Origin of the sequence: Pseudocitrobacter faecalis (assembly GCF_965231525.1) — a bacterium.
Classification (GTDB): domain Bacteria; phylum Pseudomonadota; class Gammaproteobacteria; order Enterobacterales; family Enterobacteriaceae; genus Pseudocitrobacter; species Pseudocitrobacter faecalis.
On record NZ_CBDDNJ010000002.1, the window covers coordinates 3,819,938 to 3,845,015 of the forward strand.

The following is a 25,078-nucleotide window of genomic DNA, read 5'->3' on the forward strand; positions in this document are numbered from 1 at the left end:
CGGCAACGTCTGAGACAGGAAGTGCGCTACTTCACAATAAAACGCGTTGCCTGGAAGCAGTTCAAAATACGGTGCACCAGAAATACCATGGTGAGCGTCCCTAATAACGAAACGGTTACAGACGTCACACGGTACATATCACTGAAGACCAGATCCTGATCCGGCTGAAGGTTCTGGCCGAACATAATGCCGATGGTGGTGATGCTGGCAAAACCGACGCCAGCCCCCACTTTTTCCATCACGTGCATTCGCGCACTGAATGCCAGGCCCAGCCCGATCAGCGGCATCATCAGAATCATGTGGCTGCTGTGATCGTACAAAATCAGCTGTACCACCAGAATGTACAGACACGAAAGTACCACGCCGACCACGCGCCACAGGGAACTGACCACGGAGCCGCGATAGTGCATCGGGAAGAGAATTAAGATCCCCGCCATCAGCGCCGACAATGAATCCTGCAAATCGCTTATCTGAAAGACGATAAACAGCATCGTTGCCACAGTGCCTGAGAGCAGCGATTCATGGCGCACGCGCGCGGCGTCTTTTTCAATCAGCGGCGGCGGCTTACGCGGTTCAACATCGGGAATGAGATAGTGGAACAGGGCGCTCAGCGCCACCGCCATCACGCTGGCCTCCATATTGGAGAACAGCAGCGTATGCCAGTTGGTGGTCGGGTAGCTCATAAAATTGAGCATGACGCTTTGGCACACCACGCCCATCGAGCCGAACAGGAACAGCGGCCCCTTGCTCATGAAACGGAAACGCATCACATACATGCCGAAAACGACAATGGTCATGATCAGCGGCCATTCAATTAAATAGCCGACGATAATCACCATTTCGATGCAGTTCAGCACTGCGCTAAGCAAAAACTGTCGGGCGATATGGCCGTTAAAGACCGGTACCAGCGATACCAGCAGAATGGGGAAGACGACAAAAAACACCCCGTACTGCGTATCGAAAAATGTCGAGATACTCAGCGCCGTCATGCCGGTGAACACGGTGCGCAACGTCTGGCGAAAATCATTCGCCGTGTAAACGATATTGCCGTGCGGCGTGAAGACCTGAGCGAGTGTTTTAATAGACATAGTGCAACAGGCTCACAAGATGGATTTGCGCCCCGGAGAAAAAGCGGGCGAACGGTCCATCGCTGTTATAGAGCTGAACGGTGGCGCGAGCCCCGGTCGGCAATGTTTGCTCAAGCGGTTCGTCGAGCGCCACGTGGATGCGCATACGCTGGGCGTCACGCACCCAACGCGTGGAGGTATCGGGCTGGGAAAGCTGGCCGTTTACCGCTTCCTGGCCAGCTAAAATCCCGGCGTCGCTGCTGGTCACTTTTGCGCTAAACACTTTACCCGGCAAGGCATCAAACACGACCGCCGCATCGGTGCCGGTTTTGGTGTGACGCAGGCTTTTTTCGCGGAAATCGGCGACGATGTCCGTATGATCGTTCACGACCGCCATGACCGCCGTACCGGCGTTGGCAAACAGGCCAGGACTTAATTGCAGATTACTGACTGTACCATCCTCTTCGGCGCGGATTTTTGTCCAGCCAAGATTAAGCTGCGCCTCTTCCAGCGCATTCTGGTATTTCTGGATGGTGACGTTGCGATGATTATCGCGCTCACCGCGCTGAATTTGCAGGTTATGAATAGACGCGTTAAGTGCGCTCACTGACTGCTCGCTGGTTTGCCAGGTGGTACGCACCTTATCGAGATCCGACTGCGAAACGTTCTGCATCGTGCTTAAACGCTGATAACGATCGTAGGTCACGCGATCGTTGCGGGCGGTGAGCTGCGCGGTTTTCAGATTCGCCTGCGCGGCGGCAATCTGCGCATCCAGCTGCTGGTTGCTCAGTTTCGCCTGTTCCAGTGCTATCTGCGCGGCTTCCACCTTATTTATAAACGGCGTCGGGTCGAGTTCATACAGCAGATCGCCCTTCTTCACCTGGCTATTATTGTGCACATAGACCTTTGCAACATAGCCTGAAACGCGTGATGAAACGGGCGTCACTACACGCATCACCGTGGAATCCGGGGTGAGCGGGATCCAGATATCGGCGATGATAAAATAGACAAACATAAGCAGGAAAGAGGCAATACTGACCCTTACCCAGCGGGCAAATTTCTGTTCTGGCGTCATCATGGTGTTATTCAGTTTTATTATTTTCTTCGCGGAGCATCCGCAAATTGCAGGCAATGTGATTCAGGGTTTCGCTGAACAGAGCGATCTGTTCCGGCGGGATGTTTTCGGAGACGCGGGTCTGGAGATCTTCAATCACTCGCGTCAGCCGTTGCAGCACCGCCCGACCTTCCGGCGTGAGCGTCAGCAGACGAATGCGCTTGTCATAGGGCGACACCGTGCGCAGCAGATAACCTTGCTGTTCCAGCAGCGTCAGTGTGCGCATCAGCGGTGGCAGCTCAATGCCCTGCACTTCCGCCAGTTCGCTGACTGACACATTGTCGCCCAGTTGCTGAAGCTGCATCAGCACCGTCCAGCTTGATTGCGTTAACCCGGTATCGGTGATCGCCCGATCGATGATGCCCCGCCACTGGCGAACAACCATCGCCATCCGCATCCCCATCGGCCTGCGGGCAAACAATTCATCTTCAGTCATGGCGAACTCCTCAGTGATTACATTGAGGAAGATAATACTTATCATGGTAAGTATCAAGAAACAGTGGAATCGATAGCATTGAATGTGAAAAACAGTGGGGGATAGTTGGCGGGATGGTGCGGGGTTTTCCCCCTCACCCTGACCCTCTCCCCTGGGGAGAGGGAATGGATTGTGCCAGTGGTTAAGTTCGGGTGGCTTTCCCCTCACCCTGACCCTCTCCCCTTGGGGAGAGGGGATGGATTGTGCCGGTGGTTGAGTTCGGGTGGCTTTCCCGTCACCCTGACCCTCTCCCTCAAGGGAGAGGGGATGGATTGTGCCAGTGGCTAAGTTCGGGTGGCTTTCCCCTCACCCTGACCCTCTCCCCCTGGGGAGAGGGGATGGATTGTGCCGGTGGTTGAGTTCGGGTGGCTTTCCCCTCACCCTGACCCTCTCCCCTTGGGGAGAGGGGATGGATTGTGCGTGTCTTACAGAACTGAGCAGGTTTTCTCCCTCTCCCTGCGGGAGAGGGCCGGGGTGAGGGGGTGATACCCTCACCGATAATCATCCCTGCTCAGCCCCACATCCTTCAGCTGCGCATCGGTCATCCTGTCGAGCACACGGCGCGTGCGCTCGCGGTCGTACCATTTACGTAGCGCCTGCCACAGCCATACCAACCCGATAAACGGCCTTTTTGAACGGTTTTCGTAAAATTCCATATCGCACCTCCACGCGTTGCCAGAGGCTTTATCTTCGCCAAAAAATACCCTCGCAATACAGATTCAAAAATTACTTTTCTTTAACATACAGATGGTCTAAAACGGGATCTGCACGGCGATTTCCATCCCTATCTGTACTGGTCTTGCGATCTGTATGGTGATACTGAGGAATACAGCATGACGCGTTATCAACATCTGGCTAATCTTCTGGCGGAACGTATTGAGCAGGGGCTGTATCGCGCGGGCGAAAAGCTTCCCTCGGTGCGCACGCTGAGTCAGGAGCACGGCGTCAGCATCAGCACCGTTCAGCAGGCGTACCAGACGCTGGAAACGCTGCGGCTAATCACGCCGCAGCCGCGCTCGGGCTATTTCGTGGCGACGCGGAAAGCGCAACCGCCGGTGCCGGCAATGAGCCGCCCGGTGCAGCGTCCGGTGGAGGTTACCCAGTGGGATCAGGTGCTGGAGATGCTGGAGGCGCGTCGCGATAAAGACATTATTCTCTTTGGCGGCGGGTCGCCGGACGTCACCCAGCCCAGCCTGAAACCGCTGTGGCGCGAGATGAGCCGCGTGGTGCAGCACCATCCCACGGAAATTCTGAGCTACGATGAGCTGGCCGGACGACGCGAGCTGCGCGAACAGGTGGCGCGCCTGATGCTGGATGGCGGGTCAACCGTGACCGCCGACGATATCGTTATTACCAGCGGGTGTCACAGCGGGCTGTCGATTGCCCTGCTGGCGGTATGTAAACCGGGCGATATCGTCGCCGTGGAATCCCCCACCTTTTACGGCACCATGCAGTTACTACGCGGCTTTGGCATTAAAGCGATTGAAATCCCGACCGATCCCGAAAGCGGTATCAGCATCGAAGCGCTGGAGCTGGCGCTGGAACAGTGGCCGATTAAAGGCGTGATTCTGGTACCCAACTGCAATAACCCGCTCGGGTTTATCATGCCGGAAGCACGTAAACGCGCGGTGCTGGCACTGGCGCAGCGCCACGATATTGTGATTTTTGAGGATGATATCTACGGCGAGCTGGCAATGGAGTATCCGCGCCCGCGCACTATCCATTCGTTCGATATTGATGGCCGCGTACTGATGTGCAGCTCGTTTACCAAAACCGTGGCGCCGGGTCTGCGGGTCGGCTGGATTGTACCGGGCCGCTATCGTGACCGCGTGATGCATATGAAGTACGCATCGAGTGGCACCACGCCACCCGCCACGCAGCTTGCGGTGGCGACCTTTGTGCGCGAGGGTCACTATCACCGCCACGTCCGGCGCATGCGGCAGATTTATCAGAACAATATGGAAACCTATACCTGCTGGCTGCGCCAGTATTTTCCCTGCGGGATTTGCGTTACCCGCCCGCTCGGCGGCTATATGCTGTGGGTCGAGCTACCGGAAGTGGTGGATATGGTCTGCGTCGCCAAACAGTTGTGTCGCCTGAAGATTCAGGTGGCGCCGGGTTCGCTGTTTTCCGCGTCAGGAAAATACCGCAACTGCCTGCGCATCAACTGTGCCCTGCCCACCACCGAGAAGCATCGGCTGGTGATGGAACAGCTTGGAGAGGCCGTACACCGGGCGATGGATCAGGACGCGAACGCGTAATCAATCTCCTGGAGTTCACAGTCGATAATCCCGACACGCGCAAGCGTGGCATTTGGCCCCACGGCGGTAAACGGCACGTGGTAAGCGTCATTTTCAATTGTCACTTTGCCAAAGCTTAAATTGGGCGTCAGCGTACCCAGCATTTTCTTTTCAATCTGCCAGTAAGGGAAACGGCTCTTCAGGTAATCCTCCTGCACCAGATTTTTTGCCTGCCGGGTCAGGCTACGACGGCACTCCGTCGCCGATTCGCTCTCCTGAATGGGAAGCAGGAGGAATAAAACGCCCACCGAGAGGGCCAGCAGAATCGGAACCCGGAGAGTATTACGCAGTGCTTTTCTCATCAGCTTGTTCCTGAAACGCGGGAAATAACCATCCAATCATGCTGGTTATGATAAGGCGCTTTTTCTCAAGTTCGTCGCCGCTTATGTATTGTTGAGTAAGGTTATCCATTAGCGCTCAGCAAGTTGGTGGAGCGGCTACGAACAGCATCGGAGAGGTACAATATATTGACCTTCCTGATAGATAGTGACAGGATGAAGCCATGAACCGTACCGTCGTCTCCACCTCACGTCATACCCGTTGGTGGCTGCCTTTCTAAAGGCGGCACGGATCCTCTCATCCCATTTTTATAGCCGCCGAAAGGCGGCTATATCATTTCAGGGGCGCCTTTCGGCTAATTAAGCCAAAGGAGCTTCACATGAACCAATCCACCATTCTTACTGGCGACCGCCCAACCGGCCCGCTGCATTTAGGTCATTACGTCGGTTCGCTACGCCAGCGCGTTGCATTGCAGCACGACCATCAACAATTTGTGTTGATTGCCGACCTTCAGGGGTTAACGGATAACGGCAGTAACCCGCAGAAAATCCACGATAATATTCCGGAAGTGCTGGCCGACTACCTGGCCGCAGGTATCGACCCCCACCTCACGACAATTTGCCTGCAATCCGCCCTCCCCGCACTGGCGGAACTTACCGTGCTGTATATGAACATCGTGACCGTCGCGCGCGTTGAGCGCAATCCAACGGTCAAAAATGAGATTGCTCAGAAAGGATTCGGCCGGTCGTTGCCGGTCGGATTTATGGTCTACCCCATCAGCCAGGCGGCGGACATTACCGCCTTTAAGGCCGGACTGGTGCCAGTGGGCGATGATCAACTCCCGATGATTGAGCAGACCAATGAGATCGTCCACAAGATGAATAGCCTGCTGAGCACACCAGTGCTGCGCCATTGCCAGGCGATGCTCAGCCAGACCAGCCGCCTGCCGGGCATCGACGGTAACGCCAAGATGTCGAAGTCGCTGGGGAATACGTTAACGCTTTCAGCCAGCGAGGAAGACATTCACCGCGCCGTTTGCGCAATGTACACCGACCCGAACCACCTCCGGGTAAGCGATCCGGGCTGTGTGGAGGGGAATGTGGTCTTTACTTATTTGGATGCGTTTCATCCTGACCCGGCGAAAGTGACGGCGATGAAAGCGCACTACCAACAGGGCGGGCTGGGCGATCGTGCTTGCAAGCACGAACTCGAAATCTGTTTGCAGGAGTTAATTGCGCCAATGCGCGAGCGGAGGAACACGTTTATTCAGGATAAAGGCGCATTAATGGCGATACTGCGTGAAGGGAGTGAGCGGGCGCGGGCGGTGACGCAGACGACGCTTGATGAGGTGAAGCGTGGGCTGGGGCTGCTGAACTGAATGCGCCAGGGAAGGCGGTACTCCACATCGTCTTCTCTTTTACAAATATAAATAAAAGCTAACTTTAATTAGTAAAATCCGAAAATAAATAAGCGCTTCATTTTTATACTTTGCCACGTAGCAAAAAGATGAGAACATGAATTAAATAAATTACACAACTAAACTAGTTATATAGCTAATCATTTTCTCTGACGTTTTTTGAGGGCATCTTATTGTTATGGAAGTAATTCGCAGAAGTATAATGCGGGGTCTTTTGGCCTTTATGTTTGTTCTCTTCAGTAGCCCCATCAATGCCTCTGCGGATAAAGAAAGCCGGGGAGTGTTAAGTAATACGTGTGATGTATCTAGTGGATTATTTTCCAAAACACGGGTCGCAGAATCTGATAAATCTCTCAATTTATCAAAAGTTTTTGCCCAATCTTCGACATACTCAATCACCTACAGTACCAACTGGTCTGGGAAAATGTCGTGTACCTACGGAATTGGCCTCGACAATGTATTCTTTTTTACGGGGTTTAATAACAGCCCGGTATATCTGCATTTTACATCCGGTGATGGCCAGGAAGAGTACTGGATTAAAACCACCGCATCGATTACTGGTGACACAAAACAAAAAGTTAACGGTATTGCAGGAAAGCATTCTATCGCAAGCTATCAAACGCAATACACTTTGAATTTTGAATTGCTAGCCAGTGCGCCTTCTGGCGTCAGCAATATGACTAAAAGTACAACCAGCGGCGTTCTTTCGGTGATTCCAGCAGTCATGAGTGGTCACGGTGATGGCAGCAATACATACGACTGCAATATATGGGGCAATAAGTGCTCGACTTATGGTGAGAATGTCTGGGATTACATGATTAATGATACGGAATCATGGTCAACCAGCCGTTATATCGCCTATGAAAAGCTCAGCATACAGTTTGCACCTAACCAGACAACTTGCAATCTGACCCATGACATGACCGTTAAATTACCTGCTGCATCGCTGGATCGTTTGGCTCGTAATGGTGAAGATACCGGTACAACATTCCGTTTACCCATTGAGTGTTCCGATGCGTTAGCAGGCACCACATCGACACGTCATATCAGTGCCTGGCTATCGAGCCATGATCTCCTGAATGATGCAACATCCGGAACCGTTCTTATCAACGATGATTCGACAGCTGGCGGCGTGGGCATATCATTAAAAAGTCTAACCACCGGGCAAGATATTGTCATCAGTTCGGGGTCTTCAGCAAATAATGCAACCACGTTGCTGGAACTAAAGGCGGGCGATGATATTGAAAAAGTAAACTATATTTCTCTGAATGCTTATTATAAAGTGTACAATACTGCCGCATTATCAGCAGGTGATATTATTGCGACAGCACAGATTATGTTTGGATATGATTAAAAGCAGTATTACTTATAATTTATCGTCACAATTCTGGCATACGCAATCTTCCCTTTATATTGCACCAGAGTATTTTTAATTGTACTGATAATTTCAGTGCCAGACTCACTACGACAGGTTCGCTCTGCCCCCTGATGAACCGCATAGTGCAAACAGACATTACGTGCAGAAATGGAGTTATCGACTACACTACCTGAAAATTTAATTTCATGCGCTGAAGAAATGGCACTCACAAAAAATAATATGGCACTTAACAGTCGTGTTCTATTAATCATTGTGATACTCCTGGACTTTGTTGACCGAAGAGCATCATAATTATTACAGCAGGAAAAACAATAAAATCATTGACAAAATATAAAATATATTTGCAAAATTTCCAAAAGCGCTTTTTTATAGCAACCGTAAAGGTTTTATTATCTGTATATTAAACTAAATTCAACATACAGATAACATGCTCCTTTCACTTCAGAGAATAGCGAAGAGAGTATTAATCATAACCTAACATCAATTGGGCCGTCGCCACGACGGGCCCTGTTGTAAGTTGCGCAGAATCATAGACTTTATAATACGCATACAAACTGACATTAAAAGCAGATTCAACGGAGTCGTCTTTCTTTACGCTGAAGATTTCGCTAGCACTTTGTTTCGAACTATCACTGGAAAAGATAATATCGCTGCCTGCAGAGGATGAGCGTACAGAAATCCCAACACCGCCAGCTTCGGAGTCTTCATTAACCAGCACGGTTCCTGTCGTCGCATCGTTAAGGATATCGGAGCTGGATAACCATCCACTGATATCACGAGTTGAAAAGTTATCGCCAAGCGCATCTTTACAACTAATAGGCAAACGGAAATTGATTCCTGGCGCTTCGCCATTGTTCTGTAGCGTATCCAGGGTGGCTGGAGGTAATTTAATGGTCAAATCATGGGTGAGGTTACACGTGGTTTGTTGGGGCTCAAAATTAATTGATATTTTTTCATAACCCAGATAACGAGAAGAAGACCATGATGTAGTGTCATTCATCATATAATCCCATACATTATCCGCATAGCTTTGGCTTTGACACCACAGGACACTGGTGCAATAAGTAGTACTTGCTGCGCTGTCGCTGACAATAGCCGGAAAAATATTAATTGAACCAGAAGTACTGGTTTTCGTATAATCAGTAACACCGGCCGGTTTCTCACTCAAATATTCAAAAGTTAACGTATATTGCGTTTGATAACTGCTCAGGCTGTGTATTCCGGCAATACCACTTACGGTAGTTTTGGTCGTCCCGGTTATTTCATCCGTAACTTTAATCCAATAATCCTCCGTACCATCAACACTCGTATAGTTTAAATAAACAGGTTTACTGCCAAAAGCAGAAAAAAAGTAGACAGAATCAAGACCAAGCCCAAGTGTACAGGTTATTGAACCTGACCAACTAGTGGTGTAACTCACGGTATAGACAGTCGAGGCAGTAAAGGCCGTGGAAAGATTTATCGACTTATCAGAGTGTTTAACACTCCCTAAAAGGATACCGCAGGATGCTGATGCAAGCTGGGAGCTAAGCAGACTCACGAAGAAGAATACTGCCGTAAAACGCAAAAAATGTTTAAGCATAATAAAACTATAAGTGTTATTAACTTATCCTCATAATATTAAAAATACCCGTAGACTTTAGATACCTACAGGCTTACACAGATAAAAAGCGGGCTCACCGCATTACTAAACAAGAGATAGTTTTCATTTCTACTCATATTAATTGAGACATTTTGCGTTAGCGGCAACATTCTCTTTAATCTGTCATAGATTTTATCAGAAATATCATCATGGACAGATTTCTCAACTGAGACAGGTGAAAAGATATACTCTTCGCCTCCTTTGTATTGATATTTAAAAGTAACAAGACGAGAGATGGAATACTCGCCATCATTATCATTCATACTCCCCGATATATAGTACCTCCCTGTTTTATTATCATTAAAGAAAAAAGAGATATCTCCCTTAAAGTTAAACCCATCATTACCAGCAACACCGTGATAATCCATAAAAGCCCGACAAGTTGCACTAAAATAGTCCGAGCCGGGCAAACGCATTACCATTAAAACAGCTAACACAACTATACTTATTGCCAGCAATAGAATGGATATCAAGCGCATAGTCATTATCACTCCTGCCGTTGATAATAATTATATCGGTAGTTATTTTCACAATATGTTAACTCATCGCCGTCCGCTCTCCCTGCGCACAGCGCGACGAACACTCGCCCCGCATGTCCAAAGAAAATACTTGGCTGAACTTTAACAAATATAATTATATTGTCTGACGCGCATTGTTTATCAATATCTGAATGAATATCGTAAATTATCTTTTTCATCACGGGTTGATAGGATATATATTTTCCACTATCTGAGTAGACCCTGCATTTATTTATTGAAAATAACTGTACTGATTCAGGCATTCGTTTCTCAGCCAATAATTTATGGAATTCAAATAAACATGCTATTACAGTGATAATTAGCAACATCCATAGTACAATATTTATCATATTGCAGCGGTAATATCGCAACTTATTTCTCGATGATAATACGCCTTCTATTGAGTCTGGAATCAGCGAAGGAGGCAATATTTCACTTTGCCCCTCGACATCACATACATTTTGTTCTTGTGAAAAAACCTCACCAACAGTAACGGCCCTGGAGAATATAAACCCTTTTTTAGGTTCAGAGACGATGCACTCTTTAGGTACACCGAGCTCAAATAATGCCTTTCTTAAAATACTGATGTACTGATTAAGTGATGAGTTAGAACCATGATGACCCCGCGTCTCCCATACCTCACTTAAGAGATAATCTCGCTCGACCAGCTCGCCATGATTGGCCAGCAAGATAGAAAGGATCTGAGCAGCGGTTTTGGTAAGTTTTTTCTCTATCAGCACGGTATCGCCGTCTCTGCACACAATCCATTCAGATTCGGTATCAAATATGATTTTTTCAGCGATACGATATTTCATAGTGTCAAATTACGCACGTAAATAAATAAAATTGTCATAAATAACATAGTAAATCATTTAGGTTTTATCTGCCCGACACAGTCAAAAATAATTTCAATGTTACGCTTGACAATATTTACAATCAACTTGTCCAGTTTTAGCTGTTCTGCCTCCACCTCTAGAATATCCATCGCTTGCGTCAACGACATTCCTTTACGGTACGGGCGATCTTCCGTTAAGGCAGTAAACACATCCGCCACCGCGATTATACGCGACTCGGCATCCAACTCATCGCCATGAATCCCGAACGGATATCCTGAACCATCCAGCCTTTCATGATGATTTGCCGCCCACGGAGTAATCTCTCCCAACGATTTGATATGACTTAACATTTCCAGCGTTTTATAACTGTGTTTTTTCATCAATCCGCGCTCTTTACGCGTCAGTTGTCCTTCTTTATTCAGCACTTCAGAAGGAATATAAACCTTGCCAATATCATGCAAATAGCCGGCTATGCCAATCTTTTGTTGCTGCTCTTCCGAGAAAGACATCAGACCGGCAATTTTTTCTGCAACACGACTGACGCTGGTGCTATGCGTCACGGTAAAACTACTGTGAATATCCACAATACGCGCCAGAATCAAACAGATATCTTTAAGATCTTCCAGCGTAACATAAGAGTCTCGCAAAGGACTGATCCGCTGTAAAACCTTATGCATATTACTTGATTCAAGCCGCAGCCAGAAAACATCATCCTGGGCGAGACGTTTCATCGCATCCACAATTTCCTGGCGGAATTCTGAATGCACTGCAAAAAAATCATCAACCAACATCTCTGAATAGGAAATATAGTCTTTATCCTGGTCTCGAAGATAGAGCTCAAAGATATCAGAAAAATAAACGATATCACTGACAAGTGTGCAATCATTTTTTTGAACGTATAGGGTATTACTGATACGATTCAACATCGCAATTTCTTGCTGTACTTCTAATCCATTAAGATAATGGCCATCAAGAACATCAGCAGCAATTAAGCGATCTTGATGTGTATTCTTCAGTAAAAGACCAAGGTCGTGCATACTTGCTGAAATAAAAACATCCTTTACCTGATTCTCAGATAGCTTCAGGTTACGTGCAATATAAAATGCAATGAATGAACTCTGACGTAAATGTAAAGCCAGATCGCTAAAAAGCGGCTCGATAACCACATTGATAAGATTCAAACAATCTTGTACAGAAGTTTTCATTAAACAGTTCTATTAAAAAGTAGTATTAAAAGCAACAGGCCTTGTTTTGTATCTGGCGATGATAAGGCAATGACAATTCCCGTCCTTCCTTTCCGTATTAATAAGAGTTATAACCTCCAGATAGAACAAAAAGTTTAAGGCTAACCACAACTCCATATTACTACGATAGCCCAACTTTGACATTGCAGCCCGCTTATAACGCGAAATTGTTTTCACATCACTGACGTGATTTCTTGCCATTTGCCGATAGTCATGTTGCGAGATATAATCAGCAATCGTCCTACGCTCATCTTGTGTTAATGTCAGCAAGTGACTCATATCATATAAAGACAATGTTTGTTCACGATCTTTATAATAATCAAGGATAGCGTTTTTTAGCGACTGAATACCGTTATCTAAACTTATTATTTTCTTAGTCACTTTCCCAAAATACTGTCTACAAAGTGAATAATAAGGTTCAGAGCAAATAATTAATTCATAATCCTCAAGACGGCGTTCCCTGCCTGCGAGGATATCCTGAATGCGTTTTTTCTCTGAGAGCACTAATATCTGCTCTCCGTGTTTCTGCCCAGCCACACTTTCAGGCTCCAGTTCATCAAGGATGCTCTGAATAGCCAGCGAAAGAAAGGCATTATCTGAATCAATAAAGTATCTCTGTGACATAATTCTGCTAACTTAACTCATTGCTTAACAATATCACGCGATGGTGATTATCGACACGGATTAACGCGCGTCTCCGACGGAGCTTCCACCGTGCAGAACTGTTTATGCTTTTTACTACTAATATTCACTTTCAGTATTTCTGGCAATGTATCCGCCTTCAGATACACCTGACTGCCTTGTGAAACATATCCCAGCAAATTACCGCCCTGATCCGTCACTGCTGCACCAAAAGGTAATGCTTCATTTCCCGGTCGCATAATATTAAGGGTAAAGGTTTTACGCGTATCTGTTTTATACTTCAGATACGTAATACTGCCCTCGTAAGGCGCTATATATTCGATATTGCCTAATAAGTCTACACTACTATCCTGCGTGCCATCGGGATCCAGACGATAGTGATTTTGACGATATGCCACCGCACTGGTTGATAATGCCTGTCCTTTTGCATTGGTTCTGACTGCCGTATTCCCGTTGACCACCGCATTGCTGAGCCCCGGGGCATCGATAATAACGAAGTTACGCCCCGTGGTACCCGATGCAAGAATCCCTGATGGCCACACTAGAATATTACCGCTAGCCCCCAGGCTAAGTTGACGGTAGTCCGTCGCCTCGGTCATACCAGCACTCAGACTACTGTAACTATTATCCCAGGAAGCATAGATATCCGCTGAACGAGATCTGGCATCGTTGTCGTTGGTTAACACCATGCTATAGCTTACATCTTTCATTTCACCACTCAGGCTGATGTCAGACGAAGCATATTTTCCTTTCTCAACAGTCGTACGCGAAGAAATTGTTGTGCGCGTATCGAAGATACTCATTGGTACGGTCAGCGAGAAATAAATGCTCTCGTCTGCGCTTTTGTTCTTTCTCAGATGACTTACTTCATCGCCATCGTAATCTGTATCGTAATAGCTCTGGGTGTACTCCGTTCGGCGTAAGGAGAGGCTATAAGTAATGTCTTTATAGTTATTGCTGTACGTCAGGTTGTACTGACGGTTGCTGCGCTGGTTGTTCCAGTAATCACGCCAGTAACCAGTAAGTGTTAACTTGCCAAAATCACCCGGCAACGTTTGAGAGACCGAGGCGCTAAAAGCCTGTTTACTGTTACGCGTGGTACTGGTGTAGCCATATTGGTCAAGATTTTCCTTTGTCGCGATGTAGTCACTAAAAGAAGCGTAGTCCTGGGTACGATAATAATATGAGGCTAGCGTAACGTTAGTCCGGGTCTCAAAGTACTTACTCCAGGAAACGGAGTATTTCTCCCCACTCTGGTTATCCATACCGGGCAGTTGGTAGCGTGCTTGCTCCATTGTTCCTGAGAATGATCCAACATAAGGTAGTGAAACCGTACTCCCCGCTAACCACGATTTATAATCATTATTGAGCGTTAAGCCTGCGAAAACAGACGTATAATTGTTCACCCCATAGGTATAGCTATATTGCACAAATTTCGAATTATCATTCGAATCGCGCATGTTCACTTCACCCATACTAAAACGATAGTCGCTGGTGCCAGGGCGCAACATGCCAGGCATTGATGAAAATGGCACAATAAACGTTTCAACCTGACCACCGCTATTTTTCACCTCCACATGCAGTTCATTACGTGAACCGGTAGGCATTAGATCGCGAATAGCAAATGGGCCGGGTGGCACGGCAATCTGATAGATGACGTTTCCGTCCTGTAGCACGCGGACCACAGCAGAACTGCTGGCGACACCTGTCACAACCGGCATATATACACGTTGACTATCCGGCAACATCTGTTGGCTTTTATTTACTGTCAGACCGCGAAAACGAACGCTGTCAAAATATTCTGAAGACGTATAGGCATCGCCAAATCGCACAATAGCGCTAATAGCGGCAAAAGGTCGCTCAATATAGCGCGTTGAATTACGCCATTTACCTGCTTCTCCCGAACTTGAGCGACTGTAACTGGAGTTATCAATAAAATGCCAGCCCAAAAGATTCAGCCCACTATTCAGCGACAAATAGACGTTATCCGAATCGGTGTAACCCGTCGTTTTACCGCGGAAATTGTAATAACTCAGGTTGTAATTGGTATAAACACCATTGATGCCGGTATCCCATTTTTCCGGTGATACCCAGTTTCTTTCGGTGCGCGTCACATAGGCCTGCGGCACTTCAAGATTAACGCGCATTTCACCCGGCTTGAGTGAATGAGATCCGCCGTGCAGTAATTTATCTACATTGATGTACGTACCCTGTTCACTTGTCAAAACCGACGCTAGATCACGGATATCTAACATTCGTGCATCAGAAGTTTTGATCTTCAGCGTACCTTCGTTGTCATTTTCGACAAGAAATGCAAACTTCCCTTTCCAGTCATCATTGATATAGACATCAAAATCATATTCTCCTGGTGTCATAATAACAGCTTTATTGTTCCAGTCCATATTTGCTGAATTACCGACCAATAAACTATTGTTAAAATCTTCAGCAAAAGTGCAGCCTACGTACAGTGCTGCCCATATGGAATTAACTAATAATCCTCGACGGAGAATTTTTTTACATTTCATGCTCTATGACCCAGGAAATCTGGTAAAGGGTTCAATTCATCACGACATAACGCTTTGAACCGTAATCATCAATCCATGCCGCGCGGTAGCTTCCCGCGGGCTTAATATTGCCGGCAACCTGGGTGCAACTGAAAGGTGCAATAAAGGCCGCATTGCTTAGCAAATTCTTCTCAGTAGTCTTTTTCTTAAGATCGCCACCGTGCCAGTTAATTATTTCCGTAATCGTAATGTAGTAAGGTGAATCATTTTTCAGGCAGGTACTGCCGGATTGTTGGCTCACGCTGACTTTTTTCAGCGTATCGTTACCCGGTTCAGATAATCCCTCTGGGCGATACAGCAATTTGATGCGACTGCGTAATGCTACCTGCAGATAGTTCTCACCCTCTTTCGCGCCTTCCGGCACCGGTGGAACATCCAGAACATTGAGCCAGTACACGCTCTCTTTATCGTTTGGCAGCGCGCTGCTATTGATAACCGAAAGCTTCAGGGCTTGCCCCTCATTCGCCGCCATTTTGACTACCGGTGGTGTCAGGCTAAAAGGCGTTTTAATCGTTTCTGGCGCCGCCGACGGGTTTCCGGTATCGATCCACGACTGAACCAGATGCGTAGTTTTACTGCGGTTAACAAGCTGCACATTGACATATTTCGATTGTGCCGGATAAATCACGCGCGTCGCATTAATAACGACGCTTGCATTACCCGCAAAGGACACAGCCAGTGCGGATAATAAAAACATTAACTTTTTCATGATGCCTTTCTTGCAAAAAAAACGGGGCTGCAACAGCCCCGGTTGCTATTTCTTACTCGTAACTAAAGGTATAAGTTGCAGCAGTCACAACACTACCCGTAGAGGTTGTAGCGCCGCCGTAGTTATAGTAGTTAGCGTAATAAGTGATATCAGAAGTGCTGGTGCTACCGGAAACATCCGCCGCGGTTAAGCCGGTATCCAGTGCCTCGTTAAAATTAACCTGAGTAGAACCATCTTTTGTTAATGCAATACCCACGCCTTCAGCAGTACCGCTATAGTTGGTCAGATATTTTTCATCATCAGAAACATTGCTGCTGGTGAAACTAACTTTCAAAGTATCCGTGTCAGCTGCATAACCCGTACAACCAGAAACCGCCATCGTGAATTCTTTAGCACCCGCAGTTACAACACCTACAGCAGTACCCAGATCGGTAGTAGTAATCGGAGCAAGGTTTACGGTAAAGTCAGAACCATTATTGGTAGTGACGTTACATGTCGTATCAGTAACGGTACCGTTAAAAGTAATAGTACCACCTGCAACACCTTCATCAGTTGCAGCAAATACGCTACCGGATAAAACCATAATAGAGGCTGCCACCAGACTTTTCTTGAACATACTTATTCCTGCCATTCATTTGTTTGAGATTCACCTAATACAGCACATCCCTACACGTGCCTTATCAGATGCAATTACCGTTTTTCCAACGTACGGATGATTGCTTAATCACTCGGAGTGGATAGGCATTATGTGAACACAGAAAAATTTAAGAAAAAATTAAAAGAATTTAAAATATTATGCTTATAAAAAACTCCTTTTATTCACGACATTATAGATTTATATTTTGTTTTTTATGAAAAACAAAGAATATAACACTACAAAAAGCATTTTTAGCCGAAGTGACTTCTTTGAATTATTAAGGTGTTTTTAATGATAATCACTTCATATGACATTATCCCATCCATTTTAGTATGAATTTTGAAGTCAAAATTATACATGCTAGAAAAATTACATTAACCAAATAGCAACATGCATCTTCTATAACTTGAAATGTTACAAATTACGACAGTACCACGAGCAGTTATTTACGTCTGATGTTTGTGCAAGTAATCATGCGCTTTTAGGAAAAATCATTTAGGACTTTGCGATATACTTGCCTTCTCAATCTTTAAACGAATCACCTGCAAAAAAAAATAAAAGTTGGAGTAAGGACGTTATAAAATGGCCAGTACATCTCAATGTGTCACATGCGAAAAATGTTGTTTTGGGAAGATGTGCAAGGATTATCTCTTTGATAATTGTGTAGCTTTATTTACCCAAAGCCTGCAAAGAAAAAAAGAGTTAAAAAAAGGTGAGTATCTTTACCGTTGCGGAGACACCATGACGCACTTGATGGCGTTACGAGCTGGTACAGTAAAAATCTACGATCCTCACGGAAACATAGTGAATGTCAAAACACCGGGCCAGGTGATTGGTACTGAAGATTTGTATACGCCTGCTTATCACTATCACGCTGTTGCAGCAACCGATATCCAACTTTGTCTGCTAGAATGTAATCGACTTTATGATCTCAGCCAGATAACCGAAAATTTCATCAACTATGTGACCGAAATGCTTTCCTTCGAGATTGCTGAACAGCAGAAAATGATTTCCGTTTTAGTCAGTCAGGATGCTCAAACGAAGGTGAGAGAATATCTGAAGTTAATTTCGCAGCGTTACGCGTGGTATGGTTTTTCAGCCAATCATATATCGCTACCGATAACATTTAAAGAGATGGCAACACTACTGGGTGTCTCGATATCCAGCCTGAACCGTGCGTTTTCGGAGCTAAAATTGAGTGAAGAGATTACGGTGGATAAGAAAAATATTCAGATAAAGAACCTGAATGCTTAAAATATGAGTTTCAAAGTTACACAACGCTAAACAACATAACGGATATGCGGATACATGCTCTTGATCGTGCCTGGTTTACGCGCATCATTGTAAGTAATGCCTGAAGCCCAGTTCTTCATCCGCAAATTTCTGACAATCGAAACTGCCAAATATGGCGATGACATCACGTTAAACAAACCGCTGCTGCTTTATGCCCTCTCACAGAACAAAAAGGGCATGGTTGCTGATTTGATTATGCCAGTGAGGTGAAGCCGAACCTTCGAGGACTGTTGAAGCGCTCTGAGCCGAAACGTATCGGCTATGCCATCGATATGCCTTTCTGGCGTTTGCGTCACGATAGTTTTTTAGATGCTCAGGAATGCAAAGCGGTACTCTTCACAGGGTTCCCGTGAACCGAAAAAGTCAAAGCTTAAAGCGTTTGAGGTTTCTGATGGGTTCGATAACCCCAGCTACGCATTTCTGAAATAATATCCTCTTTTTTCGATACGCTGGCCTCTGGTGTCGCCCGCACATTTATTCCTGCGAAGCATCAACAGGTGTTAATGATAGAGCTGGATTTAGCGCGAATAAAATGCCTGAATCTTCCAGCAAATTTACGATTATTCAGCGCGATCTCGCGCTTTAAGAAAAAGATGCCTCTCAGGAAGCCACAACACGTCAACGGCTGATTAATGCCCTCCTGGGGCCAAGGCCAGTTCCGTTCAGGGTGCCTGAATCTCTACCCCGCTTCTTCGGTCACTCACTTCGCATTTCAACCTTCACTGCACGCAAGACATATTAAAACGTGGACTGGCTGTGGCGACATCTACGGAGAGACAGGATCCGTTTGATGGGATCATGTTGGCTGCGCATATTGATGTGTTGTTTGATGGGGGCTCTTTTGTCAACCAGGATGATGTTATTGTCAGCAATCGGCTGGATTATGAAACGTATAAGGCGCTTAATTTGCCGGGGAGGATAAGTCCGTATCCGGAGAAATCGCTGGAGTATCTGGAGCGGCATAGGAGTATGGTTTTTGAGGATTATGGGGCGAAGGCCGGACTCGCACATTAAAATTAACTCCTTGAATTAAAACCAATAAAAACAAACTAATTTTATGTGTACCAACGCAGATACCAACACATTAATTCATTGGATTCGGGACTCGAATCAGGGCAAAGCCAACTGAACAAAATCCCCCTATGAGTAAATGATACAGATAAAGATGAGAAGCTGGCTTTAGCCTTCGCGAACTCCTCATCATCTGGTTACTGTTAGCTTTCCCTACATTGGACAGCATTGTATCAATGTTGTCGATATCAACATTAATTGACTGCCCATAGCTTATAGCTCCTGATGTTGACCTGCCGTTACCCTGGTAACAGTTTTGTGACTGTTGCGTTTCATCAGACCGGAGGCTTTCCGGGCACGTAGAATATCGATACTGGTGATAAACGGTGACTTCTCCATGACAGAGCAACCATCGCAGTCAATTCTTACCAGTTCATATTTTTCGACAAGAAAGTTTACCGCATCGCTAAGCGATATTCCTGCATCAATATGTTCCTGGATGGTGGCTTCATCACTGAACGGTGTGTCATTCAGCGTCAGGCCATAGTGCTGCGATAACAGATGAGTCAGCAGCAACTGCCAGATTTCAACGGGTGACAGGCAGGGCTGAGCCGCCCGTGTCGGGTGTGATGATATGGTTTGCATGAGGTTTACTCTATGAAGTTAAGGGGATAAGCGGTGAGTTACTGCGGCTCAGTATGCTCAGGATAGATAGCAATGAAGACATAGCCACAGGAGCCGAGTGTGTCGGCTTCGCAGGTGAGTCCGTTGTGGTAAAGCGTGACGCTGTGCGGGTGCCTAGGGTTGAGCTCTCCGCTGGTGAGCATCAGCTCCAGCTGCTTGAGTATTAACGGAAAGGCCTGGTCGAGGCGCAACGCATGCTCGTCACTGAAAGCACCGTTAAACCCGGCGCGGTCAGCGAGAAAATGCAGGCGGTCGCCTTCTTGCACCAGCCGAGCTCCAAAACAGGGTGTGATCGTACTCTTTAGCCCCCACTGCTGGCAGGGGGAATTCTCAAGTATGGCACCGGATTCTGAGTGATTGTTCATTATTATTCCTGATTAAAGTGAAGGATTAATTGAGAGTAACGCTTCGAAGAATGACATAGGGGCCATTGCGGTCCTGACAACGTTCAGCAAACACGGCCAGAACGCCGCGTATGTCCTCCACCTCGCGGCCAGCATAATGGCAGATACTACCTGACCATTTATATTTGCCCGTACTGAAGCGAAACAGTCGGGATCCAGGATGTTGCCGGTACAGGGTCATTGCCTGGCGTTTGCTGATGATTTTCATATCCAGCCTCGCTCTGCGAACGACACAATGCCCTCTGAACCGATGACCAGATGATCGAGCGTGTTCACATCAACCAGTGCCAGCGCTTCTTTAAGCCTGCCCGTAATGTTGCGGTCGCATTGGCTGGGCTCCGGGTCACCGGATGGATGGTTATGCGCCAGTACGACAGCTGCAGCATTGAAGCGAAGCGCTGATTTCACTACCTCACGGGGATGGACTTGCACATGGTTAATCGAACCGGCAAATAGCGTTTCACTCTCCAGTAAACGATGCTGGTTATCGAGATAGAGCACCATAAACACTTCCCGTTCTTGTCCTGCCAGATGTAACCGAAGCCAGTCACGGGCAGCAGTACTGGAGGTAAAGGATATACCGGGGTGGCGCAGATATTTATCCAGCAGATTGATAGCCCGGCGAATGGTGCGTTGGGCATAGGGGGTTAATCCGGAGGTCGCGGGGAGCAAACAACCATGCTGGGTCATAACCGCCAGTGGAAAGAGTTCAGGCTGAGATGACAGCGGGGATAATGCGGTATTCATGTTCGGTATCCCTCAGTCGATGAGATGCATAATGGCGCTGCACTCTGGATGGTTCAGCACGTAGTCGCGTAAGCGATAATAGTGCTCAGTCATCGCGTCACACTCGGTGCGACAGGCGTGGTGATTGTAAGTCATCAGACAGGCGACCATCCCTGCAGCTTCACTGGTAAGCTCTGCGCCATTGCCGTTCATGCTGTTGAACAATGTCCACTTCTCATCGTGATCTGACTCGGGAGCCATAAAAGCGCCGCGGTTGCTGAGTGTCGAAAAGCGCCAGATACCACCTTGGTAATCGGAACACAGCCGATCCATCCAGACAAAGATTTGGGGCTCAAGCGTTATCCATTGCGGGATGGTGCCAAAGTGCTGTGGCCAGAAGCCAATGCGTAACTCGTCAGGGACCGCTGAGGCAGTAATTACGGTATGCTCCTCGAACTGATGATTTTTTGTATTCATTAAACTATCTCCTTATACCGGAACTGTTGTTTAACGCCCGAAAAATTCGAGCATGTTTTCTGCCATAACCCACAGGGCGCGATTGAGCTTCACATCGCCGTCAATGCCGGTAACGGCACGGGTGCGGCTGCTTTTCCCCTGTGCGGTTCGCCCTGACAGACCTCCTTTCATCAGGTTCTCCTGCACGCGCTGGTAGACAGTCCACAGGTCATCGCCGTAGTCCTCCCGACGACGCGGAGTCAGCAGCTGCGATACCGTGACCGGCTGGTGGTCTTCGCCAAAGCGATATTTCAGCGCGGCATTCGCCAGTGCGTGACGGGCTGGTGCTGGCAACGCCAGTGACTGCATTGCATCGCGTTTCTCATCCACTCGGTCAAAGACACCGAGCACTTCGTAAGCCCCTTCAATCACCTTCTCGGCGACATTACCTTTATGCGGTACCCGCACTTCTCCGAATGACTGGCCGCAGACCAGGCCGTTGGTACAGACGCCACGAAACAGCCCCGGCAGCATCTGGTTGCTTGATGAGCCGTCATGGCTGTTAAGTAGAATGATTTCCGGCACCTGATGCCCGGTCAGTTGCCCGTCGCGACGCAGTCGAAGCATGTGCTTGGTGTGCTCCCGCCTGCTCTGGTCGCGAACTTTTGTCTGGCAGGCAAAGAACGGCTCAAAGCCTTCACTCTGCAGGCTTTCGAGGATGGTGATGGTCGGGATGTAGGTGTACCTGTCTGAACGAGATTCATGTTTGTCACTCCCGAACACGCTGGGGACATGACTCATCAGCTCTTCGTAGGTTAGAGGCCGGTCACGTCGTATCTGGTTTATACGGCCAAAGCGGCTGGCTAATCGCATGGGTAACTCCTTATGCAGTGGGTAAAAAGACAAAAGGCCACACTTCCCGAAAGAGGTGTGCCCTGACTTTGTTTGTATCGGTGATGTGCTGGTGGTGGTTATGCAGGAAATTTGCGGATGCCATAACGAGTGATATACCGGTTCAGCCAGTAACCGGCATCCGGCTCAAAGTTCCAGGCTCGCCAAACCATGCAACGCTCATGACGGATAACCAGACGGAAATGCGTACCCTGGTCGTCCTCTATAGCAATGTTGGAATATTGAGCCGCAACCGCCTCTGCCTGCTGGCGCGAAAACGGTCCCTCTGGTAGTTCAGTGAGTTCAGGCATACAGGCTCCTTAAAACAAAAAGCCCCTGTGGCATAAGCGACAGGGGCTGAATCAAACGGGTAAAGAATTGGCTAAGACGCCTTACCTCCGACAACCGTGACTTGCAGCGGTTGGTAATACTGCGGGTCGAAAACAGACAGTGGCAGGTCAATCTGGTAACCATTACGCTCTTCCGTTGCCTTCATGATTTCGACAGAGCTGACGTTTTCCACGCATTCGTTCTCCAGCGAGGCTTCCTGAGAGCGAGTCGCATCGCTCTCACCAAATGCAGCCACCGCCATATTCCCCTTAACCAGCGTGTTTCCCCCTTTGTCTTTCAGACGTAGGGAGAGCGTCAGAGGCCCAAACCCCTCACCACTGCCGCCGTTGTCCAGGCGAAACTGCCACACACAGACATTGCCCGGCACCCAGACCATGTCTGTGTTGCGGATGCTGATGTAACGCTGTTCTTCGGCCTGAGCCGGTGAAAGCAAACAAAGGCTCAGAGCGAAAACTGAAATAACGCCTTTCAGCTTCTTCATGGATTTTTCTCCTGATTCTCCGGCAGATAGAGTTTCCCCATTTCCTTGCCATCGTGCGAATACACCACCGATTTTTCACCCGTGTAGCTGTCGGTTTCAATCCGGAAGCTCAGGGTGATATTGTCCGCAAGACACAGGGCAGCAATCAGAGGCTGCACCGTTTTCTGCTGCATATCCGCAATGTAGTAATAATTGCCTGACTCACAGCCTTCCGGCGACTGGTTGGTTTTCATCACCGTATATTGCGGTGTGCCGAAAGCATCCTTCTTTACCCATTCCTGGGCAATATCGGATTTATGCGAGACAACCTTGCTGAACGGTGGCGGAGTCAGGTCCTTAAAACTTGCTATCGTTTTCACACCCGCATCTTCCTTGCGGTCGCAGCCAGAAACCCCCATGGCACCGATAACCATCAAAACAGTGAGAACAGGTCTATACAATTTCTTCATGGTGCAGATTCCTTATTAATCGTCCGTTCCTTGGCTTCAGCAATTGCCGGTGCTCCGGCACAACTCTGCCAGACTCTGTTGAGCTACCCACTGCTGCAGTTTCTGCTCTGAGGCAGAACGCTTCGCCGCCAGGGCAGCTTGCTGCTGTTTGTTGACACAGTTTTCCGGGAATGCGGCAAGCACCTGGTTGCTGTGAGGTACATCAGCCAGCCCCAGCTGATACTGGGTGTCGATGATAGTGAAGTAACACCCTTTCCCCTGGTCTTCACTCTGATAGACCGAGGTCAGATCGGAGTAATAACCGCTGGCAGGTTTCAGATTCAGCTTGCGCACGGTATGCGTTTTCTTATCGGCGAGAAAATATACACCGCCACCACGCTGACGCAGCAGGAATTGCCTGGTCCAGGGATAATTGCCAATCACACTGGCCTGATAGAGCGTATTGTTCAGCGCGTCGTTGTCCATGCCATCTGCTGATTTCCAGCCATCCGCCTGCATGTACTGCCAGAATTTGACGGTACCCACGACAGTTTCAGCAGACGCCGGAAAGGTAGCGCCTGCGCAGAGACTGACGGCCAGCGCCGTTGTAGTCAGTATTTTCTTCATCATGATTCCTTATGAGGTAAAAGACCGTCGCCGGTTCTGGCGAGCAGTGAGTGAAAAACGTGAAAATGGGGAAGAGCTCTGAGGAATTCCGGTTCGGTGAGAACGTTGCGAATCTGAAGGTTGGGCACGAACAGTTCCGGGTGCAAGGTAACTGCATGGATATCATTCAGCGGAAACACCGCCACTCGATGATGGTGCTCTCCAGTCAGATACCAGTGCCCGCCGCAGAGTACGAGGCGGTATGGTGCAAGCCTTGAGCAACGACAACCTTCAGCCAGCAGCGTCACGCGACGACGCTCTGATATGGCCCTTACAAGGCGTGTAAATATGCCTGGCCTGGGTGGCGACAATGACTCTGACTCTGCCCATATGAGACAAGGAGACTCACCGGGTCCACTTAACAGGGAACTGACCATGTGGTTATCCATGTCAGGAAACAGGGCCTCCACGCCTGACTGACGAGCAAAAGTCAGTACAGCCAGTTCGCGTTGATGGCTACCAGAGAGCAGACGACAGGTGCCGTCGCGATATTCCAGATCCAGGTACATCAGTCGCTCACGAAAATCCCGGCGGAGGGTGCGGATCGATACACCAAACTCTGCTGCAAGAAGGCCCATATCCAGTGTTTCGCCAGCAACAAGGCGACTGATAATGAGGGACAGCCGAACCGCCAGCCGCTCATGGCGACGCTCAGTCTGGGACATTAGATTTTCTCCATCCTGTTAACAGGCTGAAAATTAAGTGATTAGTGTAACGAAGGGGCCGGACAGGGTATGGACATGGGAAGGCGTATTTTTTCAGTATGTGGATTTCAGCCATGATGCGGCTTTGCGCCTAATCGATGGGTTAGTTGCTCATTAATTGAGCGCAGCAAGGACAGGGAGTGTCCGCCATAAGCGGTTTG

General features: G+C 47.9%; 30 protein-coding genes. 5 read left to right on the forward strand and 25 right to left on the reverse strand.

Translation table 11 applies throughout. The features are described 5' to 3' along the window. Positions 1-26: 26 nt before the first annotated feature. The 4 genes from ACOXYR_RS18580 to ACOXYR_RS18595 all read right to left on the reverse strand — a co-directional run bounded on the left by ACOXYR_RS18580 (position 27) and on the right by ACOXYR_RS18595 (position 3,312). The gene (locus ACOXYR_RS18580) at positions 27-1,088 is read right to left on the reverse strand and encodes a DUF2955 domain-containing protein (RefSeq protein ID WP_015966082.1); all 1,062 of its coding nucleotides are present in this window, start codon (positions 1,086-1,088) and stop codon (positions 27-29) included. Then, positions 1,078-2,145 carry an HlyD family secretion protein gene (locus ACOXYR_RS18585; RefSeq protein ID WP_421355636.1) on the reverse strand — a complete coding sequence of 356 codons (1,068 nt, stop codon included), beginning with the start codon at positions 2,143-2,145 and terminating at the stop codon, positions 1,078-1,080. The genes ACOXYR_RS18580 and ACOXYR_RS18585 overlap by 11 nt, the downstream gene beginning before the upstream one ends. A 4-nt stretch (positions 2,146-2,149) precedes the next feature. Further along, a complete protein-coding gene (locus ACOXYR_RS18590; protein WP_108475408.1) occupies positions 2,150-2,617 on the reverse strand; it encodes a MarR family winged helix-turn-helix transcriptional regulator in 468 nt (155 codons plus the stop codon). 530 nt (positions 2,618-3,147) lie between these two features. Beyond that, entirely contained in the window at positions 3,148-3,312 is a 165-nt protein-coding gene (locus tag ACOXYR_RS18595) for a DUF1127 domain-containing protein (RefSeq protein ID WP_113858164.1), read from the reverse strand. Between the two features lie 177 nt (positions 3,313-3,489). Here ACOXYR_RS18595 and ACOXYR_RS18600 point away from each other — a divergent pair, with 177 nt between their 5' ends. Beyond that, a complete protein-coding gene (locus ACOXYR_RS18600) occupies positions 3,490-4,917 on the forward strand; it encodes an aminotransferase-like domain-containing protein (RefSeq protein ID WP_421355637.1) in 1,428 nt (475 codons plus the stop codon). Here the strand turns inward: ACOXYR_RS18600 and ACOXYR_RS18605 are convergent. Then, positions 4,899-5,258, reverse strand: coding sequence for a YebF family protein (locus tag ACOXYR_RS18605; protein WP_189623736.1), 360 nt, complete (start codon positions 5,256-5,258; stop codon positions 4,899-4,901). The genes ACOXYR_RS18600 and ACOXYR_RS18605 overlap by 19 nt on opposite strands. A gap of 356 nt (positions 5,259-5,614) precedes the next feature. On the opposite strand from ACOXYR_RS18605, the gene trpS reads away from it, so the two are divergent. Together trpS and ACOXYR_RS18615 are read left to right on the forward strand one after the other, a co-directional pair. After that, on the forward strand, positions 5,615-6,613 hold the full coding sequence (trpS, locus tag ACOXYR_RS18610; protein ID WP_421355638.1) for a tryptophan--tRNA ligase: 999 nt from the start codon (positions 5,615-5,617) through the stop codon (positions 6,611-6,613). A 217-nt stretch (positions 6,614-6,830) separates the two neighbouring features. Further along, the gene (locus tag ACOXYR_RS18615; protein WP_421355639.1) at positions 6,831-8,006 is read left to right on the forward strand and encodes a fimbrial protein; all 1,176 of its coding nucleotides are present in this window, start codon (positions 6,831-6,833) and stop codon (positions 8,004-8,006) included. 8 nt (positions 8,007-8,014) lie between these two features. Here ACOXYR_RS18615 and ACOXYR_RS18620 read toward each other — a convergent pair whose 3' ends face one another. The 9 genes from ACOXYR_RS18620 to ACOXYR_RS18660 all read right to left on the reverse strand — a co-directional run bounded on the left by ACOXYR_RS18620 (position 8,015) and on the right by ACOXYR_RS18660 (position 16,801). Further along, a complete protein-coding gene (locus ACOXYR_RS18620) occupies positions 8,015-8,281 on the reverse strand; it encodes a hypothetical protein (protein WP_407732003.1) in 267 nt (88 codons plus the stop codon). Between the two features lie 212 nt (positions 8,282-8,493). Beyond that, the gene (locus ACOXYR_RS18625) at positions 8,494-9,612 is read right to left on the reverse strand and encodes a fimbrial protein (protein WP_421355640.1); all 1,119 of its coding nucleotides are present in this window, start codon (positions 9,610-9,612) and stop codon (positions 8,494-8,496) included. 65 nt (positions 9,613-9,677) lie between these two features. Next, the gene (locus ACOXYR_RS18630) at positions 9,678-10,157 is read right to left on the reverse strand and encodes a FidL-like protein (RefSeq protein ID WP_108475401.1); all 480 of its coding nucleotides are present in this window, start codon (positions 10,155-10,157) and stop codon (positions 9,678-9,680) included. 2 nt (positions 10,158-10,159) lie between these two features. Continuing rightward, a complete protein-coding gene (locus tag ACOXYR_RS18635) occupies positions 10,160-11,005 on the reverse strand; it encodes a winged helix-turn-helix domain-containing protein (protein ID WP_421355641.1) in 846 nt (281 codons plus the stop codon). Between the two features lie 53 nt (positions 11,006-11,058). Next, positions 11,059-12,231 carry an HD-GYP domain-containing protein gene (locus ACOXYR_RS18640; protein ID WP_421355642.1) on the reverse strand — a complete coding sequence of 391 codons (1,173 nt, stop codon included), beginning with the start codon at positions 12,229-12,231 and terminating at the stop codon, positions 11,059-11,061. A 12-nt stretch (positions 12,232-12,243) separates the two neighbouring features. Beyond that, entirely contained in the window at positions 12,244-12,894 is a 651-nt protein-coding gene (locus tag ACOXYR_RS18645) for a hypothetical protein (protein WP_421355643.1), read from the reverse strand. Between the two features lie 47 nt (positions 12,895-12,941). Beyond that, the gene (locus ACOXYR_RS18650) at positions 12,942-15,437 is read right to left on the reverse strand and encodes a fimbria/pilus outer membrane usher protein (RefSeq protein WP_108475397.1); all 2,496 of its coding nucleotides are present in this window, start codon (positions 15,435-15,437) and stop codon (positions 12,942-12,944) included. A gap of 31 nt (positions 15,438-15,468) precedes the next feature. Then, entirely contained in the window at positions 15,469-16,185 is a 717-nt protein-coding gene (locus ACOXYR_RS18655) for a fimbrial biogenesis chaperone (RefSeq protein ID WP_108475396.1), read from the reverse strand. 52 nt (positions 16,186-16,237) lie between these two features. Continuing rightward, positions 16,238-16,801, reverse strand: a complete 564-nt coding sequence (locus tag ACOXYR_RS18660; RefSeq protein WP_407731998.1) for a fimbrial protein — start codon at positions 16,799-16,801, stop codon at positions 16,238-16,240. Between the two features lie 603 nt (positions 16,802-17,404). On the opposite strand from ACOXYR_RS18660, the gene ACOXYR_RS18665 reads away from it, so the two are divergent. Beyond that, entirely contained in the window at positions 17,405-18,076 is a 672-nt protein-coding gene (locus ACOXYR_RS18665; protein WP_421355644.1) for a Crp/Fnr family transcriptional regulator, read from the forward strand. Between the two features lie 795 nt (positions 18,077-18,871). After that, a complete protein-coding gene (locus tag ACOXYR_RS18670) occupies positions 18,872-19,129 on the forward strand; it encodes a hypothetical protein (protein WP_421355645.1) in 258 nt (85 codons plus the stop codon). A gap of 270 nt (positions 19,130-19,399) precedes the next feature. Here ACOXYR_RS18670 and ACOXYR_RS18675 read toward each other — a convergent pair whose 3' ends face one another. The 11 genes from ACOXYR_RS18675 to ACOXYR_RS18725 all read right to left on the reverse strand — a co-directional run bounded on the left by ACOXYR_RS18675 (position 19,400) and on the right by ACOXYR_RS18725 (position 24,878). Next, complete coding sequence (locus ACOXYR_RS18675; protein WP_064324662.1) at positions 19,400-19,771, reverse strand: TA system toxin CbtA family protein; 372 nt, start codon at positions 19,769-19,771, stop codon at positions 19,400-19,402. A gap of 38 nt (positions 19,772-19,809) precedes the next feature. Next, entirely contained in the window at positions 19,810-20,175 is a 366-nt protein-coding gene (locus ACOXYR_RS18680) for a type IV toxin-antitoxin system YeeU family antitoxin (RefSeq protein ID WP_169330389.1), read from the reverse strand. Between the two features lie 25 nt (positions 20,176-20,200). Then, the gene (locus tag ACOXYR_RS18685) at positions 20,201-20,422 is read right to left on the reverse strand and encodes a DUF987 family protein (protein ID WP_063963757.1); all 222 of its coding nucleotides are present in this window, start codon (positions 20,420-20,422) and stop codon (positions 20,201-20,203) included. Beyond that, positions 20,419-20,961 (reverse strand): RadC family protein, encoded by a 543-nt coding sequence (radC, locus tag ACOXYR_RS18690; RefSeq protein WP_421355646.1) that lies wholly within the window; start codon positions 20,959-20,961, stop codon positions 20,419-20,421. The genes ACOXYR_RS18685 and radC overlap by 4 nt, the downstream gene beginning before the upstream one ends. Before the next feature lie 12 nt (positions 20,962-20,973). After that, positions 20,974-21,417, reverse strand: a complete 444-nt coding sequence (locus tag ACOXYR_RS18695) for an antirestriction protein (protein WP_421355647.1) — start codon at positions 21,415-21,417, stop codon at positions 20,974-20,976. Between the two features lie 30 nt (positions 21,418-21,447). Further along, positions 21,448-22,269, reverse strand: coding sequence for a DUF932 domain-containing protein (locus ACOXYR_RS18700; protein ID WP_421355648.1), 822 nt, complete (start codon positions 22,267-22,269; stop codon positions 21,448-21,450). A 98-nt stretch (positions 22,270-22,367) separates the two neighbouring features. After that, positions 22,368-22,598 (reverse strand): DUF905 domain-containing protein, encoded by a 231-nt coding sequence (locus ACOXYR_RS18705; protein ID WP_063925496.1) that lies wholly within the window; start codon positions 22,596-22,598, stop codon positions 22,368-22,370. A gap of 71 nt (positions 22,599-22,669) precedes the next feature. Next, positions 22,670-23,119 (reverse strand): IrmA family protein, encoded by a 450-nt coding sequence (locus ACOXYR_RS18710; RefSeq protein ID WP_000734140.1) that lies wholly within the window; start codon positions 23,117-23,119, stop codon positions 22,670-22,672. Beyond that, positions 23,116-23,568, reverse strand: a complete 453-nt coding sequence (locus ACOXYR_RS18715) for a YfjS/YafY family lipoprotein (RefSeq protein WP_000737933.1) — start codon at positions 23,566-23,568, stop codon at positions 23,116-23,118. Before ACOXYR_RS18715 ends, ACOXYR_RS18710 begins: the two co-directional genes overlap by 4 nt. A gap of 36 nt (positions 23,569-23,604) precedes the next feature. Further along, positions 23,605-24,174: a hypothetical protein gene (locus tag ACOXYR_RS18720; RefSeq protein WP_000722972.1), complete on the reverse strand. Its 570-nt coding sequence runs from the start codon at positions 24,172-24,174 to the stop codon at positions 23,605-23,607. Further along, positions 24,174-24,878: a helix-turn-helix transcriptional regulator gene (locus ACOXYR_RS18725; protein ID WP_000083853.1), complete on the reverse strand. Its 705-nt coding sequence runs from the start codon at positions 24,876-24,878 to the stop codon at positions 24,174-24,176. The genes ACOXYR_RS18720 and ACOXYR_RS18725 overlap by 1 nt, the downstream gene beginning before the upstream one ends. Positions 24,879-25,078 lie beyond the last annotated feature (200 nt).